This is a genomic window from Enterobacter sp. PTB (assembly GCF_051130085.1).
Classification (GTDB): Bacteria; Pseudomonadota; Gammaproteobacteria; order Enterobacterales; family Enterobacteriaceae; genus Enterobacter; species Enterobacter ludwigii.
On the sequence record NZ_JBDKEE010000033.1, the window covers coordinates 1 to 21,004 of the forward strand.

Consider the following 21,004-nt stretch of genomic DNA (forward strand, 5'->3'; position numbering starts at 1 on the left):
AGCGGCAATCAAAATAAAACGGTGAAAAAAGGTTATATCCAGCGGCGTTGACAATCGGTTGCGCCGAGCATCACAGAACCGTTTTCAAGTTAGCTTCACTGATCTCCTTCAGTCAACGAGGTTTGCATTTTTCGCATTGATTCTCCCTTTAGTTCGACTTTAATACTCCCATGAACCAGACGATCCAGGATGGCATCAGCATGCGTCGAGTCGCCGATCATTTTGTACCAGCTCTCTACCGGCAACTGGCTCACGACGATGATTGAACCGCGTTGGTACATCAGATCCACTATTTCCAGTAGATCGCTGCGTTGTTCTGACGAAAGGGGCTCCAGACCCCAGTCATCCAGAAGCAGCAGATCGCTGTGATTTAGTTTCGTCAGAAGTTTGCTGTATCTTCCGTCTGCATGTCCCTGGTAGCACTGATCCATCAGCGCTTTCAGACGGTAGTAGTAGACCTTGTATCCCTGCCGGCAGGCATTATGGCCGAGTGCACAGGCCAGATACGTTTTACCGCTGCCTGTCGCGCCGGTCAGCAACATATTTTGTTTAAGGGTCAGCCAGTTTCCCTGGCCGAGTGAACGGATGAGGGCCTTATCCAGGCCCCTGCTGCTGCGGTAATCCAGTTTTGATAACTCGGCGCTGAGTCTGAACCTCGCCTGTTTCACCAGACGCTCTGCTTTCCTGTTTTCGCGACAGGTCAGTTCTTCTGAAGCCAGTAGCGACAGGCGTTCCTCGAACCCCAGCTCCTGGTATGCGCCAGGTTGCGCGATTTGGTTTTTCAGCGCATCGCGGAAGCCGGTGAGTTTCAGTTCCGTCAGTTGTTCATAAAGATGATTCATTATTGGCTTCCGTATCAGTGGTAGTATTTGCTGCCGCGAACGTTCTCATGTTCCAGCGTCGATAACAGGTCAGGTTTGGTTTCCTGGACTGGTTGTTTATCCAGCCCTTTTTCCAGGATCGATTTTATTCCCGCAAGCCGCCATACCTGCGTTTTCAGCGCTCTGGCGCATGCCGCGTTAAGTCTGGCTTTGCTGTATTTTTTGTGCAGGTTCAGAAGCCCCAGGCAGAACCGGTAACTTTGTTCCGGATGGGGCCGCGAGTTCAGGATATGGAGCACATAGTCATGGGTTTCACTGCCGATGCGTCCGGCCCACTCCAGAAGCCGTTCCGGCGTCCATGTCGCATGCTGGCGATGGGCTTCCGGCATATGCTCTTCACGGGTGCTGTAGCCATAGTTGCGGTTGCGGGGATGTACTGCAACTTCCAGCCCCTGATTGAACAGCCTGACCAGCTCACCCGAGATCCATGCTTCAAGCTGTAAACCGAGTAGCGAACAGGGAACCGAGTAGTAGTGTTTGTCGACCTCCACATGGTAATCGGCGTGGACTCTGACTTTTTTCACCAGGGTATAGCTGTAACTGGCCTCGGGAAGCGGTTTTAGCGCTGGTTTATCAAGCTGGGTGAAGAGATCCGCCCGCGAATAACCCAGTTTTTGCATTACCTTGCTATTAAGCTTTTCCAGTAGCTCCCGGATCCTCTGATTAAGTGACGACAGGCTGTAGAAGGTTTCGTGCCTGATACGGGCCATGATCCAGCGTTCTACAACCTGGACACCCACTTCCGCTTTGGCTTTATCTTTCGGTTTGCGTGGTCGTGCCGGTATGACAGCAACATTGTAGTGTTCAAGCATCTGCTGATAGGTGGGGTTAACGTCAGGATCATACTTACATGCCCGTGACGTGGCACTTTTCAGATTGTCAGGAACAACAATGTCAGGAGTACCACCCAGCCACTGGAAGCAGCGAACATGGCTCATCACCCAGTCTTCAAGCTGTTGGGACCAGGTGGCCTCAGCCCACGTGTAACTTGATGCCCCGAGAACAGCCACGAAGATTTGGGCTGTCCTTATTTCCCCTGTATCGGGACTGGTAATGTCAACGGTGGGCCCACAGTAGTCAACGAAGAGCTTTTCACCGGCTTTATGGACCTGACGCATCGATGGTGAAGTCGTTTTCAGCCACTCCCGATACATTCGGCAGTAGTGATTATAACTGTAAAATCCTCCAGGGTTGCGCTCGCCGTACTCTTCCCAGAGCAACTGCAGCGTCACGCATTTATTACGCAACTCTCTGTGTACCGCAGCCCAGTCTGGCAAGGAGTGCTTTTTCATCTTCACCTGCGTTTGAAGGAACGCATGCTTTAATGCTGCATCATCCCATTCTGCGGGCAACGGCCACTGCTTTATACCAAGCTGTGAAGCCCGATTGGTATAGCGTGATACCACAGATGGAGAAATCACCAGGCTTCGGGCTATCTGTCTGTGGCTTAAACCGAGGCCGTATTTAAGTCTAAGTATTTCCTTGAGTTTTCTCATAGAGATTGAAACTGCTGGCATAGGTATCCTTCGCCTGATGGTAAAGGATACAGTTCAACATACCTGTGATGTATCAGTAACATCGATGCAGATCACCGAATAACAAAATGAGTCAAAAGTGATCTCCATAAATGTTATTCAGCGATCCAGCCAAATGTTATTAGCCGGTCTTCGGTAATGTTATTGGGTGGTCTCGCTCAGTGGTAATACGCAACAGGCAGGGGACTGTGCTTTCCTGAAATAAACTCGCTTCATGACTCATGTAATTTTCCTTGTCGCCTGCTGCTGTAATGTGACAAAACGAGTGAATAACGATTGTTTAAAGGTTGCTTTATCCGCATCGTAAAACAATGGCTCGTCGATGAAGATGTCGATAAAAAACGGTACGGGGATTTTCTGCCCTTTGCACATCGAACGGTCCAGACCGTGCATGTAAACGGGGATGATCGGCACCTCCTGGCATTGCTGGCTTAGGTGCCAGATACCGGATTTTATCTCTGAAAATTTCCCTGGCTCGCCGCGCGTGCCTTCAGGGAAAATAATCACAATTTTCTTTGCTGCCAGCGCATCGACGCAGGCCTGTAGCGGATTTGCCTGATGGGCTCCGCGATAAACGGGAATGATGCCAATGACCTTCAGTGCGAACCAGCCAATCACTTTGTTACGCAGGAAATAATCAGCCGCCGCCACGGGCTGCACATTCACCAGCGTTGAAAGTGGAAACAGCGTGAAAAGCGTAAGCACATCCAGATGGCTGTTGTGGTTCGCCACGATAATGGCCGGGCCTTCCACTGGTAACTTTTTACGACCCGACACGCGAACGCCCAGCCAAATCCAGACCACGGGGTACGCGATGCACAACGTAAAGATCCAGCGTAGAAAACGGTTCATCTGCTCCCCTTATATGTAGAAGTAGTTATAGAAGTGGAAGAATAGCGGCGCGGTGTAAATCAGCGAATCCAGGCGGTCAAGAATTCCTCCATGCCCCGGTAGTAGTTTCCCGGAGTCTTTCACACCAAAATCACGCTTGATGGCCGACATCACCACATCGCCGCAGAACCCGCTCAGGCCGATAAGCACCCCGGCACCCAGCGAGTGGATCCAGTTCATCGGCGTCAACAGAGGGCCGAAAATGGCCGTCAACAGCGTGGTGGTCAGCACGCCACCCAGCAATCCGGCCAGCGTTTTATTCGGGCTGACCTTCGGCGTGACCTTTATTTTTCCCAGTGATTTTCCCCACAAATACTGCGCAATATCGTTAAGCTCTGTGGTTGCCACCAGGAATATCACCAGCAGTGCCCCCGCTTTGGTATCAACGCCTGGCAACATCATCAGGAACGCAACGTGGCTTAAAGCAAAGACCGTTGTCATCATGCCCCAGTGCATGACGGATGCTGAGTGTAAGAATCCTTTTGTATCGCCAGCGAGCACCATGCGGGCGGGAAGGAATAAGAAAACGTAAATCGGAATGAAGATAATGAACATGCCGTACCACGACATCCCCACCCAGATATATTGCAGCGGGATAGCAGCATACATCCACAGCAACGGCACACTGTCGGAACGGCGAGTCGGAGCCAGCGTCAGATATTCCTTCAGTGACAGGAAGCTGAGAAATCCGAAGAAGGTGAGTGCCAGCCCTTTGGGTGAAAGCATCGCCAGCGAAAACAAACCAACGATGACCCACCAGCTGTTGATCCGTTGCTGAAGCTCAAGCCAGTCACGCTGTGGGCGGCATTTTTTTAAGACGAAGATAATAACGCTCGCCAGCACTAACACGCTGAAGATCCCACTGAGGCAGTAATACAACTTGTGCAGAGAATCAGGCATTTTTGGCCTCCAGAGCGCTGCGACAACGATTGATTGAGGTCCAGGCCAGCGGCCCTACTGAGGCACCAAAGATGATATTGGCAACAATGGTGTACTGCGGCCAAAGTGCGATAAATAAACCTAAAGCCCCCAGCACAAAGGCACGGTCACTTTTTCCCATCGGACCACGATAATTTCGGCTCCCCGTCAGCGTCTGAGCAATAACACCACAAAACTCTGTCAGCCAGGATAGCATTACCACCAGCACAACCAGCCACGGTGAAACTCCGGCCACAAAAGCAAACGCGAGATAGAGTGCTGCGTCAGCGATAATATCGCCAACCTCGTTAAGAATGGCACCAAGCTGAGATTGCTGATTAAATTCTCGCGCCAGCATCCCATCAATAGCATTCAGCCCCATCCGGAAAAATAAGAAGACCGACAGTGAGATAAAAAACAGAGGGACTGGGAAGCACATCAGCACGCCGCCAAGGAGGATTGAGGCCAGCATTGCAAACAGAGTTACCTGGTTTGCAGTCACCCCTATGGCATGCAGCCTGGCGACTGTGGGGCGAAGTAAATTCTGAAATTTAGGTTTGATATCATACAACGTCATTTTATGGCTCCAGCCCTGGTTGGATTTTTTTATTTCATTAAAATATTAATCATGCATGGTTTATACAGACACAGTATTAGTTGTTAAGTGTGGATTTCATTTCCTCATACATTTTTTTAGCATTTTTCAGTTCTGAGGAAGAAAGCTCTTTAGCGATAATGTCTCGCTCATTACTTGAATCAGGTGTTGCATCCGCACCAATTGAACACCATGCCCAGGCGGTAGTCGCATCTTTTTTTACCGTAATACCGTTATGAAGATAATGGCATACTCTATAGGCAGCGTAGGTGTATCCCTGGTTTGCGGCTTTCTGATACCAGAATAATGCACGTTCAGGATTTACAGACTCAATCTCCTCATAAATTTCCCCCAGTCGTTCTTGTGCCCACATGCTGCCATTTTTCGCCGACTTCTCGAACCATTTAACCGCTTCATCTTTCTTTCCTTCGTGAAGAAGGACCATTCCAACGGCAAATTGTCCGTCTTTGTTACCTTTTTTTGCTGAATTCAAAAACCAGTTATAAGACTCTGTGTCGTTTTTTCGTTTATCACGCAGAAAATATCCAAGCTGAAGCATTCCCTCCGGTGAACCATTGTTTGCGGAGGCTGTCAGCCACTTTTCCTTTAATTCGTTTTTGTTTTTTAATAACATGAAAGGATACTCATCCAGCAATTTTGCTAATTCAAGTTGATCGCTGGCGCTACCAGATTGTGCCCAGGAGGAATACCAATAGAGGGATTTTTCTGTGTCTGGATTACCACGTTCACCTCTGGCATACACCGCAGCCAGCGCTTTCTGAGCAGGCCGATATCCCTGTCTTGCAGCTCGCTGATACCACTCTGTATGTTTGGGTTCATTACGGCGTGGATAAGAGTTTTCATAAGCAGAATCAGCATCAAGTATTGTCGCAAAATCATATTCTGCTTTGACATCGCCTGATTTGGCTTGTGTTTCTATTTCATGATAACGGCCACGCAATACCTCGAATCGCTTACTGGCCTCTTCTGATTTGCCAAAAGCGATGGCTCGCCTGTAATAAAACAATGCCTGACCCAGATTTTCTTCTATGCCAATACCACTTTCTAAACGTTTTGCCAGTTCGAGATTAGCCTCTGCATCACCACGGCCTGCTTTTAATACTAATTTGTGAGTTTCATCTGAATTTGCAAATACAGCCAATGTCGTAATTAATGACATAATTAGAGTCATAAATGGTATTATTCTTTTCATGGTTGCTTCTTCCTGGTATTTTGGTTTAGTAAATGGAGTAATTCTATATTAAGATAAATGCTTTATGTTTTGATATCAGAGAGTATTTATAACTGAGACTCTTTTTTTGTAGTGTATTCTTTCAGTTAACAGCTAAAAACCAAAGCTAAACATGATTTTAAGTCGTCAGCAATGATGAAAGTGGTTTTGTCTTGCTTAACTGGCTTAAGTTAATTAACAACACTTAACTGTACTGGCGTGAAATTTTCTATTGTCTTGCCAGTGACTATTTTACCCTGCAAGGTGAGTTTATTTCCTATCATATGTTCATAAGACTGGTACTTCTCTGATGGGACAAGCAATTGAACGTATCGGTCCCACCCTGGTTTGTCCATGTCAACACCAGAAACACATTGAAGACCTATAGTTTTTAGTTCTAAATCCTCTTCTGAGTGTTTGTTTTTGCCATCATTTACTGAGTGTTTTCTTTTAATTAAAACACCCTCTAATGTGATAACATCACCATTCCTGTTACAGGTGGAATCCAATTCGATATAAGATAAAACATATTTTCCTTTTTTTTCGTCAAATTCAAAAGAAGAATTGCGGTAAATATCGAATGGTTCAGGACGTAAAAAGATTGCGTGTTTGTAACTATCCATATTCCTCTTGCAATTTCCCACGCCATTGATCATGATGTTCCTGTATTCGCTCCAGTTTTTTTTTAACCCGATATGACCAATAACATTATCTGCTCCAGTTGTCAGATTCACTGATGTATTATCCATCACGTATCTGATATCATTATTCTCCAATGCCTGACAGAATGATGTTGCATTCTTAATATACAACTCCTTTTTCTCTTGTGATTCCGTGGTAAGTAACTCTTTTATTAACTTGATATTATCATGCTCAGTTTCAGTAATAAATGCATCAACATTTGTATATTGAGGGTTATACCAAGGCTGTTTTCTGAAGTACTGGTCCATCGCTCCGCCTGGTGTAAAAATATAACCATAACGAGCATAAATTTCATTTAACATGATCTTCAAATCAGTAACAGAATGCGCATTCGTCTCTTTAGTTCTAATGGTAAGATCAGTTCGGGATGCTTCAGGAAATTTACCGTTGAGGACGATATTCTTTATCTGCGGAGAAAATCCATAGTGATCACCATAGTCCAGCAATGTTCCTTTCATTCCTTCAGGGATGGTCCCTGCTTTTGCTGAACTGGCAAGTATCCCAATACAGCGTGTCTGTTCGTTTTCTTTAACTATAATCGTATCATCATCTTTCTCTATAAGTTGCAAAGTACACCATGGCGCTCCCTGAACGGTAGATGAGTCATCCGGAATAACCCGTTGCCAGTGCGTTGGGTTATCCGAATCAGCATAAATCCCCATCCACTGGTCAACCGTCACTTCATACTCATCACTTTCCCCCCCACAGAATGGTTCATCACTTTTTCCGAAAAAATTAAAATCGCTGAGATTATAATCTGTTTCCTTTCCATTGAAATATATTTTCTTTCCTGGACTGTTATCGTTTTCTGCCATCGCAAAATTAAATGAAAAACAAAATGCGACTATCAAAATAATAAATATCTTCATTAATAAAATCTCGTCTATTTGCGTATTCCGACCAGTTCAATCATGTTTTCTCGTGGAACGTCGATCAGCGATTCGATCACCGTGCGAATATGCACTGCGGCAATACCACCGGTCGAGAAAATCTGTGATGGCAGCACAAACCCACGCAGATCGAGCTGTGACAGCGGCCCTTTTCCCAACTCCGTACGCAACTGGTAGTTCAGCGCCACGCAGTCCGGGGTGATCCAGGCCACGCGATAGAGGTTGTCGCCCTGAGTCGTCACCAGCGCTTTATCCAGCAGACGAATGAATCCCCAGCTTCCCGGTTCATCGGAATAAAGACGTGTGCCGGTTTTCACGGTACGCCAAGGTGACTTTCTTCAGATGCCGCTGACATCCGACACACACACAGACTGTCCGTATTTGAATTTTTTAAGATAATGGCCCAACCGCCGGGGCGGCGATTGTTGCTGCATTTCGCTGATAACTCCAGACTACGAAGGAAGATCAAACAGGATCATCTTTTTGCTGTTACGGTGTGTGGTAAAAAGGTTTTGTTATCCATCTGGCGAAGTGCCTGCAGAAGAAATATTCGCTCCACCATATGATCCTCACTGACAGGAACGGTTACTCTTAGCGTAGTTCCATTTCCCAGTGATCGATAATAATAATAAAACCCATCACCATCTTTTTGATAAACAAAAAAATCGTTGTACAATTTCCCCTGAGGATTAATCCGTTTTGCATTGTCCATCAGTTTCCTGACTGATTCAGAAAATATTGCAATATTTATGTAATCAAAATCTCTATCCAGCATGAAGAACACGGCCACTCTAAAAGGCTCTATAACGACGGAACTGTCGTTTTTTGTTTGACTTAAATTAAATTTCATTTTTAATTCTTTATTGAGATTAAATTTAAAATCAATATCCCTTTGTATTTTATTTTCTATATCAGAAATATTTAAAAGCTCACTGACTTTTGTTTTATATTTATCCTCCAGGTCGCTTCTGGAAAGTTCTATATCACTAAGTGAAATCCACTTCTTACCCCGGTAACGAGGATCCATGGTACGTAAAAAGGAAAACTCTTTCGCTGCAGCGTCCAGGGACCTTGCATGAGAAAGTCCTATAAAGTAACGTTGTAACGACGCATTAAACTGAATGTAAATCACTTCAAGCTCACCATACTGATCATAATAAACAGCACCATTTTCCGAGCTAAAAATGATACCTCGCTGGCCCGCCAGCCAGGAACTCATATTAAAATCATTTTTTTTCCCACTAACCACAACCAGTTCACCATCTGTTTGGTTAGGTCGATCATGGTAGTCATAGACAGTCGTGCCTGAGTCATTTTTATCTATTATTAATCCTCCTATTTTCCTGCGATAAATACCTCCCAGCCTTTCTTGAGTTGATTCTTGTATGTAAAAAGGTAGTTTAAGTGAAAATCCATCCACGACAGAAAACATAGCTCCAGGAAAGTCTGGCATTACTGTATTATTGAATCTTTCACGTTCCCGCACAATTTTCACCTGAAAAGCCTTAAGGCTGTGAGCATATTCTTGCCTCAACTTATCAAGCTCTTGAGAGTTATCGTCTGTTTTTTTTAACACAAATACCATCTGACAAGAAAATAAAGCACACGTACTTTTCTCATCTGATGTAAAAATAATTTCATCTCCGAAACCTGATCGTGTAGTGTACCAGATGTGGTTTATATTCACCCTGTTATTAACAATGTTACTAATATTTTCCTGCCCATCATAGTACCATTGTACATTCTTAGAAGTGACATGGAAGTAAACATGCTTCATGATGTTTTTTGTTGTGCTGACATATTGTTCACAAAAAAAACATCCTTTAGCATCTGTTTTTTGTTTTTTTATTTTGTTATAAAAACTAACATTAATGTTAGTTGGGATATAATACCCTGATTCTAAAGACTTATATCTACAATACCCATAAAAAAACACAAACAACATCACTAACAATAGAGTCAATATTATCCCTGATTTTATTTTCATATTACCCACTGTCTGATACGCTCTTGAAAATCTGCCGAGAAATGCGAAAGTAACATCTATCCGCCGTATGGAAAAAATACGCTCCGTCGTTCGCAAAAATTAACGCGAATTATTTTCGCTACTCCAGCTTTGCATCTGATTTTTTTCTGCGGATAAGACGCCCCCGTGCTTTTTCTACTGCCCTGTTGGTTCTGTCGGGGAACAGCGTGGCCTGCTGTTCTGCAACACTCAGATGCATATTTTTCTCCAGCAGCGCCCAGTCCTCATCGCTCCAGCGACGAAACCCGACCCGACTTTCACGGGATTTCTTCAGACCCAGCCGTCCCGCCATGATAAGAATACTGACTTCATTTCTGCCCGGAAGTTGGTGGACCACTTCCTTCCCCAGCAGGGGGTACTGTTCTTTCAGAATACGAAGTTCGTCTTCACGCCAGAAGCGACCGCTCTGTACGCCTAAAATGATGGCACGTGAAAAAATCGCACTGACGCTTCTGCCCGGCAGCAGTCGGGTCAGCTCTTCAGCCTCAACACCCTGCGCATAGTGTTTACGGATAATCTCCATTTCCGCTTCGCTCCACGGCGTGCTTCCTTTTCGCCGACAGCCCAGCTTATCGGCCATCACTCCCACCGCTCCCGGGGTACGTTTCAGAATGGTGGCAAGCTCCGCCACGGACATCGTGCCGTAGTTATTTTCCAGAAAGGATAAATCCTTCACCGTCCACAGTAAGAAATGATTATCGGGTTGTGTTTTATCGTCGTGTGTCATGAATTGAATATACCGGGTTATAAGTCATACCAGACAGTACATGGAGGAATTCTTACCTTCATCCCCTTCCGAATACGGTAAAGTAAATACCGGAAACGGTCTACATCAGAGAGTCTCTGCAAATCGGGGGAGCTTAACCTCATGATTTAATTCCTGAGCTTCTGCAGCCAGTTGTTTCCTTATCGCCTTCGTTTCATGAAAATGCTGTGCAGCCGCTGTTTCGATAAAATCCACATCATCTCCGGCAGCCTTAAACACTGCATCCTTAATTTCTGCCAGAGTAACATTAAAAAATTCTTTACGTCGGTTCACCAGATTGGTGCGCTTGTCGCTGAAATACTGATGCAGCGTATTTTCCATCGACGGTGCATCATCGCTGTGGATCATGGCGTGAACATCAAACTGAAATGGTACAGAAGCGCTTCCCAGTTCATCAATGCGATCCTGTGGGTCAAGACGGCGAGTCATACCAATTTTAAAGACATCTTCGCCGAATGACCCTATATTGGAAATGATATACACATGACCTCGTCTGGTTTGTTGCGCCATACTCAGCGCTTTTTGACCTTTCTGCTCCGCCTCAGTCAACGCATCCTGTAGGGCATCAATTTTTTCCTGATATTTTGACGCCTGTTCTTCGGTCATTTTCGCCAGTTTCTCGGCCATTTCTTTACGAGCTTTATCAAGCGCTTTTTGTGCTCGACGTTCTTCGTCTTCAGCATCACGGATAGCACGTTCAATCTCAGCCTGAGCTTTACGCTCTTCAGCCATCTGTGCACGAATTTCCCGTTGCTCTTCTTTTTCTTGTTGTTTTTTTGCCCGATATTCAAATGTAAGCTGTAATTCTTCGAGCTTTAGATCTCGATAAGCTGGGTTAATATGGATAGTGTTTACTTCATTTAGCTTGTTCAGTACATCAAAGGCTTTATAAATACGCGACTCCATATTAGTGACATTCTTAAAGGTGGTGTTGGCAATAGCGGCATCACATTCACCGTTAAATGCCCTGGCCGTCATGTTTATCCCGCGAGTGGTCATCTTCTTACCTTCACTCTTCGAGCCGTGAACCGTCCACTCAGTTGTACAATAGATAGCCCCCGGTTCACCCTTTACACGCAGCATGTCTTTCTGACGCTGGCGATTGGCACGTATGGCATCCTGGAAAGCCTCTGAAGTATCAAATTCAAAGTGAGGAGCATAAAAGCCCATTTCTGCAAAATCCATATCATCTTTGTAAATGGCTAGTGCTTCTTCAAGCTCGTTAAAAATAATCTTCTTTTCACGATATGATGCACGCAGCTCATCAATTTGTTTTTCTATTTCACTTTTCCTGGCATTTTGTTTTTCGACTGCAGTCAGAGCCTCACTATTCAGGCGACTGGCTGCGATACGAGCATCAGAAAGGATACTATCTGCATGGGCTGAAATTGCTTTTGCCTCCACCTCACTGGAGTCAACAATACCGCTTGCCTCTGTTCTGGCTTCATCCAGAATACGTTGTGAATCTGAGACCAGTTCATGCGCAGCGGTCTTCGCCAATTCAATAATCTTCGTAGCTTCAGATTCTGCATCAGTTATAGAGGCATAACGTTCTAGTCTCGCTGCCTTGTCAGCCGCATCAACTCTGGCAGTTTTTAGTTTTTTGCTGTATGTCGCAATAGCTACCAACGCGACGACTAAGAGGAAAAGAACAAATGAAATTATGTAATACATCACATTCATGGAAACCATACCTAAAAAAGAGAGTAATTGTGAAAACTAAATGAGATAGTATATATGTTTTTTATTTTAAACCGACTTTGTTAAATAAAGATGGAGGAACTGACGGGGGAACTTCCGTCAGTTCTCCCTGTTATTCTCTCGCACTGTTGTCCGACAGTCAGGATAACATTATACGGTTCAGCACATTAAACCATCACGCCCCAACCTGTTCCAGACCAGCAGACGCAAGACTGGCAGATTTTGCAACATTTCTGCTAATGAACAGCAGTGACCGTGGTACGTAGTCTGAACGTATAGTTTCCGGGTCATCTGGTACTTTATCAGGCATGAAAGGAGATATCGATAAAACAGCCATATCCAGAACTGTCACTCGCAGGTCGTTCTATTTATCAAAACCCATGATTATGGGTAAGGTTTATCAATTTCTTCAGGTCAGTTTATGTTGACTCAAATAACTTACTGGTCATTTCATGATAGTCACTGACAAGACAAGGGGCACTGAGTGCCTCCATCATGTCTGGAATAATATGAGGAATGGTCTCTGCCTGGCCTACGATTAGACTATATCCGCATGTAAATAATACAGAGTGTGTCATCGTCAATAGGGTGAATATACTTTCCCAGAAATCATCCTGAGCAGGAGGTCTGTTTATGCTGAGTCCTGAAACCATCGCAACGTTGTTAACTGATGTGATTTCAATAGTCAATTCCGCACTTGACGTATCAGGCATTACATAACGTTTACCATGATATTCAATAACTTCCCCTGCATCTTTCCTCGGATACTCAATAACGATTGAGCATTCGTTACGGGATAATTCTCTGTAAGTCATCGCTTTTGCAAAAACCAGGTCAACCACAGATAAAGGGAAATAGCCAGGGGCTTTCTCATGGACAGCCTGTATATAAATATCGATACTCATTCACACCCTTACTCGTGTCAAATAAAAATTATATTTTTTTCATTTACTCATCGGAACGCTGACAAAGTGGTTGACCATTCTGATGACTTGATGGGCAAAACCATGACGCTTTACCATCCGAGACCGTAATATCACCCATGCCTGAAACCGATATTGCTTTTGGCTCCAGGCTATCCAGTTTCATTATGCCAGCACTAGAAAACCAGACATCATTCCCGTCTGTTAATACATTCTCAGAAAGGAAGCGGAGCGACGTTGTCTTTATCTTTTTTGTAAACAGATAACCGAGTTTTCCTGATGTGTAAAATCCCTGCTTATCTACAGCGAGGGGAAAAGATAAACATCTGAAGGAATTCGGTTCTACCTCTGTCTTCTTTTTCCCTTCGAAATACCACTTTCCATCAATTTTTGCCCATCCGTAACTACTTGTACATGCCTGTACACTTTTATGGTAAGGAATTACCACATTATTCATCGCTGAGAAATAATAGTTTAATTTATCTTTCGCCTGATTGTTAGATAATGCTACAAACGTTCTTGCATCCGCTTCCTTGACAATATCCCCACCTGCAGTAAAGACTATTTTACCATCGGTAAAATAAGGGTGTTTTAATGTTCTAAAAGTATCTTTATTGACTAAAAAACTCATTTCCTTGCAGTTAAGCCATGATTTCCCTGATGTCAGTAAAAACAAATCATCAAAGCGAGTGTTGTCAGGATCGAACGATGTCGGAAGACGGGTGGCATTACAGAAATAGTGTCCACCTGACTGAATAACATGAGTATAATCGCCATTGTAAATAACATTGAAACTGTCTGTTTTTGCCCCCTCCAGATTTTCTGGCTTAACATTACTGTCCTTCTGATAAGTCAGCATATTGTTAATAACTTTATACGGATACGAAATGGCATGGGCCTGAATTATTGACAGCACGGAAAATAGTAAAAAAGAAGTCTTCAATATGTTTTTAGAAAAATACATATATATCCTGTTAAAATTCACTTAACAAAAGCTTTCAGTCTCTGGACAGAAACCAACATATAACGTTCATTTTTCACGAGCCAGACAGTACAGATAGATAACAACCCCATGAGGAAATAATTACCGCATCGTTTTTTCAAGATCCTGCCACAGAGCATTCGCCGTATCCTGGTATCCATCAGAAGTTAAATGAACCAGGTCGGGTCGTGCTTTCCCCTTGTCAGCCCAACGCTCTATAGAACAATCCCCGCCCATAAACCCAAACCAGTCCCAGAACAGCGTATGTTCGGACGCAGCCACTTTTTTCTGCACATCAATGACCGTTTTTAACACCGGCGACTGGCGGGCCGAACAACCTGATGCACTTTTATTCATTATGCTGCTGTCTGGTCCGACAAGCAGTATGGCCGCATCGGGAACAGCCTGACGAATTTTTGTGATCTGCCTGAGCAGCGCTTGCTGATATTCCTCCGCTGACAATGAAATATTAAATGCCTCGTTAGTACCGTAGGCAAGAATAACCAGATCGGGCTTCAGTCTGCTCAGCGTTCCAGGCCAGTCTGACACCCATTTATCAAGCATCGAGATCTGCGCCCCGTTAATACCAAGGGCACTGACAATCACGCCATGTGAACGGCGGGCTGCAAGCCAGAAACCGGCCAACTGAGAGTCATTTCCTTTCAGAGAGACTGAAAATGAGGGGGGAACCGGCACTCCAGGGGACAACATCCAACCTCCACGGGTATCTGACAATGAAACCGTCTCTTCCCCTAACTGTAATGTTGCATTACCGGCAGAACGATACAGAGCCTGTGCCTGAAGTTCTGTTTCTCCATCAATAACCGTAATATCTTCAAAATTATTGAGTGATGTCGGTGTTGCAATATTCCCTCCCAGGGTAAACGCCGTATTTTTTGTTTTACGACTGCTTTCAAGCTGCCAGCCGCTCGCTTTACTGTAGCTCACGTGGCTGTATCGATTTCCGGGGACTTTCACTGGACTGACAAACCCCGGTCCCCCATTACCATAACGCCGCTGAAAAAGAGTTCGCAGTTGTCCGGAGAGGAAATCAGCAGCCGTATGGGAGTCACCAATGACAATGATGTGGGTGGTTTCAGTATCGCTTTGTTGCAGTCTTTCAGACAGATGAGCGAGTCGTTTTTCACCATAGTTGGTCATCCGTCCGCTCGCTCCAGTGTCGGAAGATGTTACCCCGGAGCCAGAGTTAACGGTGCTCTGACAGGAAGTGAGCACCGTAGCCACCACACATAGCGAAAGTAAGCAGGGAATAAAAATGCGTTTATTTTTCATCAGTTGGCAGATCTTCTTGTTGTTCAAAACGAATATGTGAAACGATAGCTTTTGCAATCAGATTCTCTCCGGCAGGGGTATAGTGGATACCGTCATCAGCCCGAACACGTGTCATTTTCCCACGGACTAAAATATCAGGAGCATAATTATCAGGTCCATAATCAAATACGTTATTCACGTCCACAAGGATCCCGCCATATTTTTCAACCTCAGCCGAGTACAGCGTATTCAGATATTTCACTCCATGACTCAATTTCAATTTACGCATAGCCGGAGGCATAACCCAGACCACTGGAATGTGATATTCCGTCGTCAGATCCAGTATCTGGTCAATGCGACCACGGTAAGCAACCTCCCAGTCTTCACTTCCAAATTTAAGAAAAGGCTTTCCTTTTCCTGCAGGCATGTCCCAGGGGTCATTAGGACCAAGAAAAACAACCAGCAAACCGACAGAAGGCGTCTGCCTCAGGGTTTTCTCCGTCGTTACAGGCCAGTTAAAAAAACCGGGATAAGCCAGACCGGTACTACGTCGACTCAGGTTAATCCCGGTAGCATTATGCTGATCCTGAATGATTTTGAGTACTCTGGGGGCCACACCTTCCATCATGGAATCACCAATCAGTAATACCTTTTTGTCATTGCCAAGAATAGCCAGATGCTTCTGGTTATCTCTATTGTCGTAAAGAGACTCTGCTATTGAGTCAGAAAATCCTTTCCCGGTCGCACCGGCCTGAGCCTTAAATGTCTGACTTCCTGAATATTGCGTTATGGCTACCTGTCGACTTAGTTGCAGAAGTCCGGAAGGTTCCTGCGAGGAAACCGGTAATGATAGATTATTTCCGGTATCATGCACCGTGGGTGTTGTCGATGATTGTTCCGCCATCGATACCTGCGGATTTTGCCCCTCATCATCGCCCTGCAAGGCACTGATAAAAGCCTGTTCAGAGAGGGTCGCTGCATTCATTATTTTTGCCCCTTCACGCCAGTATCCGGCGGTCATTGCGCTCCAGGGGGCATCCCGGTGAAAATGTAACGTCCAGTACAAATTAAGGTTTTGCTGATACAACCAGCACATCCCCATGGTACTTACGACGATGACGATAATTATCTTTAACGAACGGCTCAGCATGTTGAAATAATCAGAAGCTTGCATAAATAAATCCAGGAACACCTGAAGGGGAAATAAAGAAAGTCACGGCCAGAATTGGCACAATAACCAGCGGCAGCAAATACCATGGTAACTCGCTGATAATGGTGGATATTTTATTTCTTATATCCATCATGGCAGGATATATTGCAATCAACGAGACAAATAGCAGAAGCGCCACCAGTGTTCCTGCCTCTGGAGTGCTGTTTCCTGCAGACAGGATATTTTTACAAATAAGTAATGCATCACTGACGGATGAGGCTCGAAAGAATATCCACGCAAGACAAACAAACATAAAGGTAAGTAAACGGGCGATAATACCTGGTATTATAAAACGGGCTCTTTCAGAGAGATAGCGTCGCCAGAGGTTATTTACCACCATTCCGGCGCCATGTAATGCCCCCCAGATAATGAACGTTAATCCGGCACCATGCCAGACACCTGACAGCACCATCGCAACCAGAATATTCACCTGTGCGCGTAGCCACCCTTTCCTGTTCCCACCAAGCGGAATATAAATATAATCTCTGATAAACGTTGATAAACTGATATGCCAGCATCGCCAGAATTCCTGTAAATTCCTGGCTGCGTACGGATGTTTAAAGTTCTCCCCCAGTCGATAGCCGAGTAATAATGCCATTCCTGTTACCAGGTCAGTATAGCCTGAAAAATTAAAATAAATTTCCCATGCCCAGCCAAATACGCCCGCAAGACACTTCCAGCCACTTACCGTGTCCGGAGCATTAAAAACGTCAGCAACCAGGTTATCATTCAACCATGAACTGAATAGAAACAACTTAATAATAGCAAGAACAATTAAAAACAGTGCTTTTTTATAATCAATAATGTGCCTTCCCTGACTTTCCAGTTGTGGAAATAGTTGTACTGCACGATTAACAGGCCCGGCTGTAAATGTTGGCAAAAAACTCATGTAGAGCATGATATCCAGCGAACGGACATTACTGATATCCTCCCTGACCACAGACATGACCAGGGATATGGAATTAAATAAATAAAATGACAACCCCAGAGGCATCAGTATGGTCAGTACGGGAACCGGAATATACTTTCGCCAGTCACCAGTGACCTCCTGTATCCATTCGCTGACAGGCGAATAATACTTAAATGCAATGAAAAATGTCAGAACAATGAAAATAAGAAATGGAGTGGCGTATCTTTTTGTTCTTTTCTCATGCGCCATTCCTACGGTAAACAACACCAGAACACTGTAAATCAATAGAATTAAAAGAGACCTGATGCTGACAGAGGCTATAAAGCCGTAACCTGCTACCAGCAACAGCGTATTCTGGATTTTACTCCATGGCTGACATAGCCAGTACAGTCCAAAAAAAACAATAAAACAGAGTAAGAACTCGGGAGAGAAAAATACGGACATAGGTTTCCTTAAACCGGACAAAGCGAAATACTTTCTGACTCATATGAGTCATTATTGGTATGCTCAGGGGGGATTGCTGTTCCCGCCATATCGGGTAGCTGCGTAGCGATAGATAAGCTGGTTCAGATGCTCAGCAGCATTGCGCTGCAATATGGGCTGGATGCCGTCGTCGTTTTTTTGCTGTGACAGCTGGCGCAGCTGCTCTTCCAGCGGCACGTTCTGGCTCAGGGTCTGCGTGATGGCAAACACCGACGATTTCAGCTCCGAGACCGTCAGGTATTTCCCCCGCTGCATATCGGTGCTGTTGAGTTTGTTCGTCAGCGACTGCAGCTGTACCATCGCCTGATGCCAGCCCTGCAGACGGGCTTCCGGCAGGGCATTCGCTTCCACCTGCTGCTGCCACTGTTTCGCCAGCGTGGCGGTATCGGGCTGATGCGGCCACAGGCGCTGCGTCTGTGCCACCAGCGCAAAACCATAGTCCTGCGCCCATGACGGGGAAAGCTGTGCCAGTTCATCCAGCTGGTCGCGGGTCCGCTCCGTCGCCATCCGGCCCTGCGCCTGCAGCGCGGCGGTATTGCCCTCAATCATCGCTTCCTGTTCTGAGGCGCTCAGTACTACCGGCAGGGGAGAAAGCGAGGTGTCAATCAGCGTCTCCGGCTGGTTGCCATGCCAGCTCAGCCAGCCCCAGGCGCTTATCGCCGTGACCAGCAGCGTTGCCGCAATACCCCCGGCAAATCCCGACCAGATGCCGCGACGATGGCGTTTCAGTATGGAGGTCTGCGTGATCCGCTGTGTGCCGTCATCACGGACTACCAGCACCACCGGGTCACTGTCGCCATACGACGGTGTAGTGTGGTCCGGAACCGGACTGGCGGTGTGCTGATATGCGGACTCCACGGCAGCGGGCAGTGGCGCATCTTTCGCGTTCTCCAGCCGCACCACCGCCGCGTGCATCCAGTGCAGCAGCGCGTCCATCTTACTGACCTGGCGCAGTTCCAGACGCTGCAGCAGGTCGCACAGGTGGCGAAACTGCTGCTCCAGGCGATAGACCACCGGCAGGTCCTGGTGACCGAGGGTAAAACGGCGCAGGCTCAGCATCAGATGGTCGCTGAGCCACACCAGGATCTCTTTACGAAACGGCATCTGCGGCGGCCACATCACGCTCCACTGGTGCGTAATCAGCGAGTCGATTAACTCCAGTCCTTCCGACAGCCCGGATAAACCGGCGCGCTGCAGACGGGCACAGCAGAACCAGGCAGCGGTCTGCAGGTCGGTGCCGTTGTGGCGAAACAGGGTCACACACAGCTGCTCCACCTTCCGCCAGTCCACATCGGGACGAGCGGGGTGGGTCAGCTTGCTCAGCTCGTCGCGCACCTGGGTGTATTCAGACCATGCGCGGGGATCCTGGCCCGCATGCACGGGCAGGTTTCGGGAAAACATAATAAAGCGTCCTTAACTCAGGAGGGGAGTATGCGTTGTTGTTTCAGATGACGGAGCAGCACTTTGCCTTCCGGCATAAATTCGGTGCCGAAGCGCACCAGCCCGCCGTCCTGCAACTCCGCTTCGATGGCGTAGCGCAGCTCACCGGGCTGGGTCTGTTCCAGAATCACCACGTTAATGTCCTGAATACGCGGTTCGTATTTCAGCAGCGTGGTCGCCAGCGTGGATTTCAGCGCATGGACGGTGCCGGGCATGCCCTGCAGAATCAGCGTCATATCCGGCAGGCCATAGTCCGGCAGATGCGCCAGGGAGCCTGCACGGGCGTTGAGAATGCGCCGCAGGTTATCCAGCACCGACATGATATGCTGGTTTTCTTCACTGACCTGATGCAGCTCAATCTCCCCTTCAAAATTTCCATACAGCATGTCGTGTAATGACACTGAACGATGACTCATTCTGATGACGACTCCGGTAAGGTAAAGACACTGCCCTGATCATCGCGTTTCAGCAGCGACCAGCAGGCACGGTGTTTCTGACCGTGAACATCCTCAAAGGCGGGCATTTTTTGTCCCTCACGGGTTTGAATATACTGCGTGGTGCCGTTCACAATCGAGGCCCACTGCCCGGCATGAGGGGCGATATCATCCGTCCAGCGGGTAATACGGACCGGCTCCTGTGACTGACCGTCATCGTCGCTGTCCAGCAGGGCGCTGGCTTCATCAAAACGCCTGTACCATTTCATCGTCGATTCTTTATCGAACTGAAAGTTTTCGTATTCTGAGTAAAAATGCAACGATCGCGATGCATTGTAACGAACTGGTTTAATAAGCTGGTTTACTTTGACCAGTAGAGGCGGCAAGGCTTCCGAGTTAACCTCTCCAAGCGCGGGCGGTAATGCCCCGGCTTTCAACACAATGCCGTTGTTATAGGAGAGCAGTTCAATCTCCGTCGTTTTCGCCAGACGGCGGGTCAGTGTCTCCGAACCGCCCAGCTTGTCCAGCCACGGCGTCCCCAGAATGGTGTACCAGCAGGCCCCTTTCAGGCTAATCGCAGCTCCATCACCTTCCAGTGTCCCCAGTGAATCGACCATCACGCCGGGAAAACGCTGCGCCAGCTGATACTCATAGGGAAACATGCGTTCAAACGCGTAGGGGAGCACAAACGACAATCCGGCATAACCGCTTTCTACTACAAAGGTGTTACACAGCCACATCAGCCAGGACTGATAGCGCACTTTACCCTCCGGCTCTTTCAGCAGTGACAGCGGAAACACCAGTTTGATAACAGAGCGATTATTCTCGTTGTGGAAAATCCGTTTACCCATAATGAGTATTTCATAATCAGGGGCATGATAATCGGTTTCGACACTGCCCAGATACCAGGAAATAATCTCTTCCGGGGATGAATCCAGGATTGTCTGTCGGTTTTTCTGGTAGTTTTTCTCCGTGATGCCAACCCATTTCGAGAGCATGGTCTTCTTCAGATGCGGCTTAAACTCACCGTAATAGCGGTCCACACATTCGACCATCTTACGGCGCACCTCTGCCGTATGACCGTCCTTAAAGAACACCGTGATAATCAGCCCGAGGTTGATCGCCGGGCTGCCGTCCCGGTATCTGGCCGACGCGTCTGGCAACCATTTATCGAGATACGTCAGCTCAAAATCTTTCAGTTCCATTTTCGCTCC

At 46.5% G+C, this 21,004-nt stretch carries 19 protein-coding genes; all 19 read right to left on the reverse strand.

What is annotated here, in order from left to right:
- Positions 1 to 95: 95 nt before the first annotated feature.
- Entirely contained in the window at positions 96 to 842 is a 747-nt protein-coding gene (gene istB, locus AAIR21_RS24380) for an IS21-like element helper ATPase IstB (protein WP_212563441.1), read from the reverse strand.
- A gap of 14 nt (positions 843 to 856) precedes the next feature.
- Positions 857 to 2,398 (reverse strand): IS21 family transposase, encoded by a 1,542-nt coding sequence (istA, locus tag AAIR21_RS24385; RefSeq protein WP_434682434.1) that lies wholly within the window; start codon positions 2,396 to 2,398, stop codon positions 857 to 859.
- A 237-nt stretch (positions 2,399 to 2,635) separates the two neighbouring features.
- The gene (locus AAIR21_RS24390; RefSeq protein WP_434682435.1) at positions 2,636 to 3,268 is read right to left on the reverse strand and encodes a lysophospholipid acyltransferase family protein; all 633 of its coding nucleotides are present in this window, start codon (positions 3,266 to 3,268) and stop codon (positions 2,636 to 2,638) included.
- A gap of 9 nt (positions 3,269 to 3,277) precedes the next feature.
- The gene (locus tag AAIR21_RS24395; protein WP_434682436.1) at positions 3,278 to 4,207 is read right to left on the reverse strand and encodes a phosphatidate cytidylyltransferase; all 930 of its coding nucleotides are present in this window, start codon (positions 4,205 to 4,207) and stop codon (positions 3,278 to 3,280) included.
- On the reverse strand, positions 4,200 to 4,802 hold the full coding sequence (locus AAIR21_RS24400) for a CDP-alcohol phosphatidyltransferase family protein (protein WP_434682437.1): 603 nt from the start codon (positions 4,800 to 4,802) through the stop codon (positions 4,200 to 4,202). Before AAIR21_RS24400 ends, AAIR21_RS24395 begins: the two co-directional genes overlap by 8 nt.
- A gap of 76 nt (positions 4,803 to 4,878) precedes the next feature.
- Positions 4,879 to 6,033: a tetratricopeptide repeat protein gene (locus tag AAIR21_RS24405; RefSeq protein ID WP_434682438.1), complete on the reverse strand. Its 1,155-nt coding sequence runs from the start codon at positions 6,031 to 6,033 to the stop codon at positions 4,879 to 4,881.
- A gap of 209 nt (positions 6,034 to 6,242) precedes the next feature.
- The gene (locus AAIR21_RS24410; protein WP_434682439.1) at positions 6,243 to 7,622 is read right to left on the reverse strand and encodes a DUF4459 domain-containing protein; all 1,380 of its coding nucleotides are present in this window, start codon (positions 7,620 to 7,622) and stop codon (positions 6,243 to 6,245) included.
- 14 nt (positions 7,623 to 7,636) lie between these two features.
- Entirely contained in the window at positions 7,637 to 7,960 is a 324-nt protein-coding gene (locus AAIR21_RS24415) for a type VI secretion IcmF C-terminal domain-containing protein (RefSeq protein ID WP_434682440.1), read from the reverse strand.
- A gap of 158 nt (positions 7,961 to 8,118) precedes the next feature.
- A complete protein-coding gene (locus AAIR21_RS24420) occupies positions 8,119 to 9,630 on the reverse strand; it encodes a hypothetical protein (protein ID WP_434682441.1) in 1,512 nt (503 codons plus the stop codon).
- Between the two features lie 118 nt (positions 9,631 to 9,748).
- Positions 9,749 to 10,396, reverse strand: a complete 648-nt coding sequence (locus AAIR21_RS24425) for a hypothetical protein (protein WP_434682442.1) — start codon at positions 10,394 to 10,396, stop codon at positions 9,749 to 9,751.
- A 105-nt stretch (positions 10,397 to 10,501) separates the two neighbouring features.
- Positions 10,502 to 12,118 (reverse strand): DUF4041 domain-containing protein, encoded by a 1,617-nt coding sequence (locus AAIR21_RS24430; protein WP_434682443.1) that lies wholly within the window; start codon positions 12,116 to 12,118, stop codon positions 10,502 to 10,504.
- A gap of 437 nt (positions 12,119 to 12,555) precedes the next feature.
- The gene (locus tag AAIR21_RS24435; protein WP_434682444.1) at positions 12,556 to 13,041 is read right to left on the reverse strand and encodes a hypothetical protein; all 486 of its coding nucleotides are present in this window, start codon (positions 13,039 to 13,041) and stop codon (positions 12,556 to 12,558) included.
- 43 nt (positions 13,042 to 13,084) lie between these two features.
- A complete protein-coding gene (locus AAIR21_RS24440) occupies positions 13,085 to 14,023 on the reverse strand; it encodes a hypothetical protein (RefSeq protein WP_434682445.1) in 939 nt (312 codons plus the stop codon).
- 120 nt (positions 14,024 to 14,143) lie between these two features.
- Complete coding sequence (locus AAIR21_RS24445; protein WP_434682446.1) at positions 14,144 to 15,202, reverse strand: SGNH/GDSL hydrolase family protein; 1,059 nt, start codon at positions 15,200 to 15,202, stop codon at positions 14,144 to 14,146.
- 121 nt (positions 15,203 to 15,323) lie between these two features.
- On the reverse strand, positions 15,324 to 16,487 hold the full coding sequence (locus tag AAIR21_RS24450) for an SGNH/GDSL hydrolase family protein (RefSeq protein ID WP_434682447.1): 1,164 nt from the start codon (positions 16,485 to 16,487) through the stop codon (positions 15,324 to 15,326).
- Complete coding sequence (locus tag AAIR21_RS24455) at positions 16,474 to 17,877, reverse strand: MBOAT family O-acyltransferase (protein ID WP_434682448.1); 1,404 nt, start codon at positions 17,875 to 17,877, stop codon at positions 16,474 to 16,476. The genes AAIR21_RS24450 and AAIR21_RS24455 overlap by 14 nt, the downstream gene beginning before the upstream one ends.
- A 63-nt stretch (positions 17,878 to 17,940) precedes the next feature.
- Positions 17,941 to 19,317 carry a VasL domain-containing protein gene (locus tag AAIR21_RS24460; RefSeq protein WP_434682449.1) on the reverse strand — a complete coding sequence of 459 codons (1,377 nt, stop codon included), beginning with the start codon at positions 19,315 to 19,317 and terminating at the stop codon, positions 17,941 to 17,943.
- 17 nt (positions 19,318 to 19,334) lie between these two features.
- Positions 19,335 to 19,772 carry a type VI secretion system baseplate subunit TssE gene (gene tssE / locus AAIR21_RS24465; RefSeq protein ID WP_434682450.1) on the reverse strand — a complete coding sequence of 146 codons (438 nt, stop codon included), beginning with the start codon at positions 19,770 to 19,772 and terminating at the stop codon, positions 19,335 to 19,337.
- Positions 19,769 to 20,995, reverse strand: coding sequence for a DUF3396 domain-containing protein (locus tag AAIR21_RS24470; protein WP_434682451.1), 1,227 nt, complete (start codon positions 20,993 to 20,995; stop codon positions 19,769 to 19,771). The genes tssE and AAIR21_RS24470 overlap by 4 nt, the downstream gene beginning before the upstream one ends.
- Between the last annotated feature and the right edge of the window lie 9 nt (positions 20,996 to 21,004).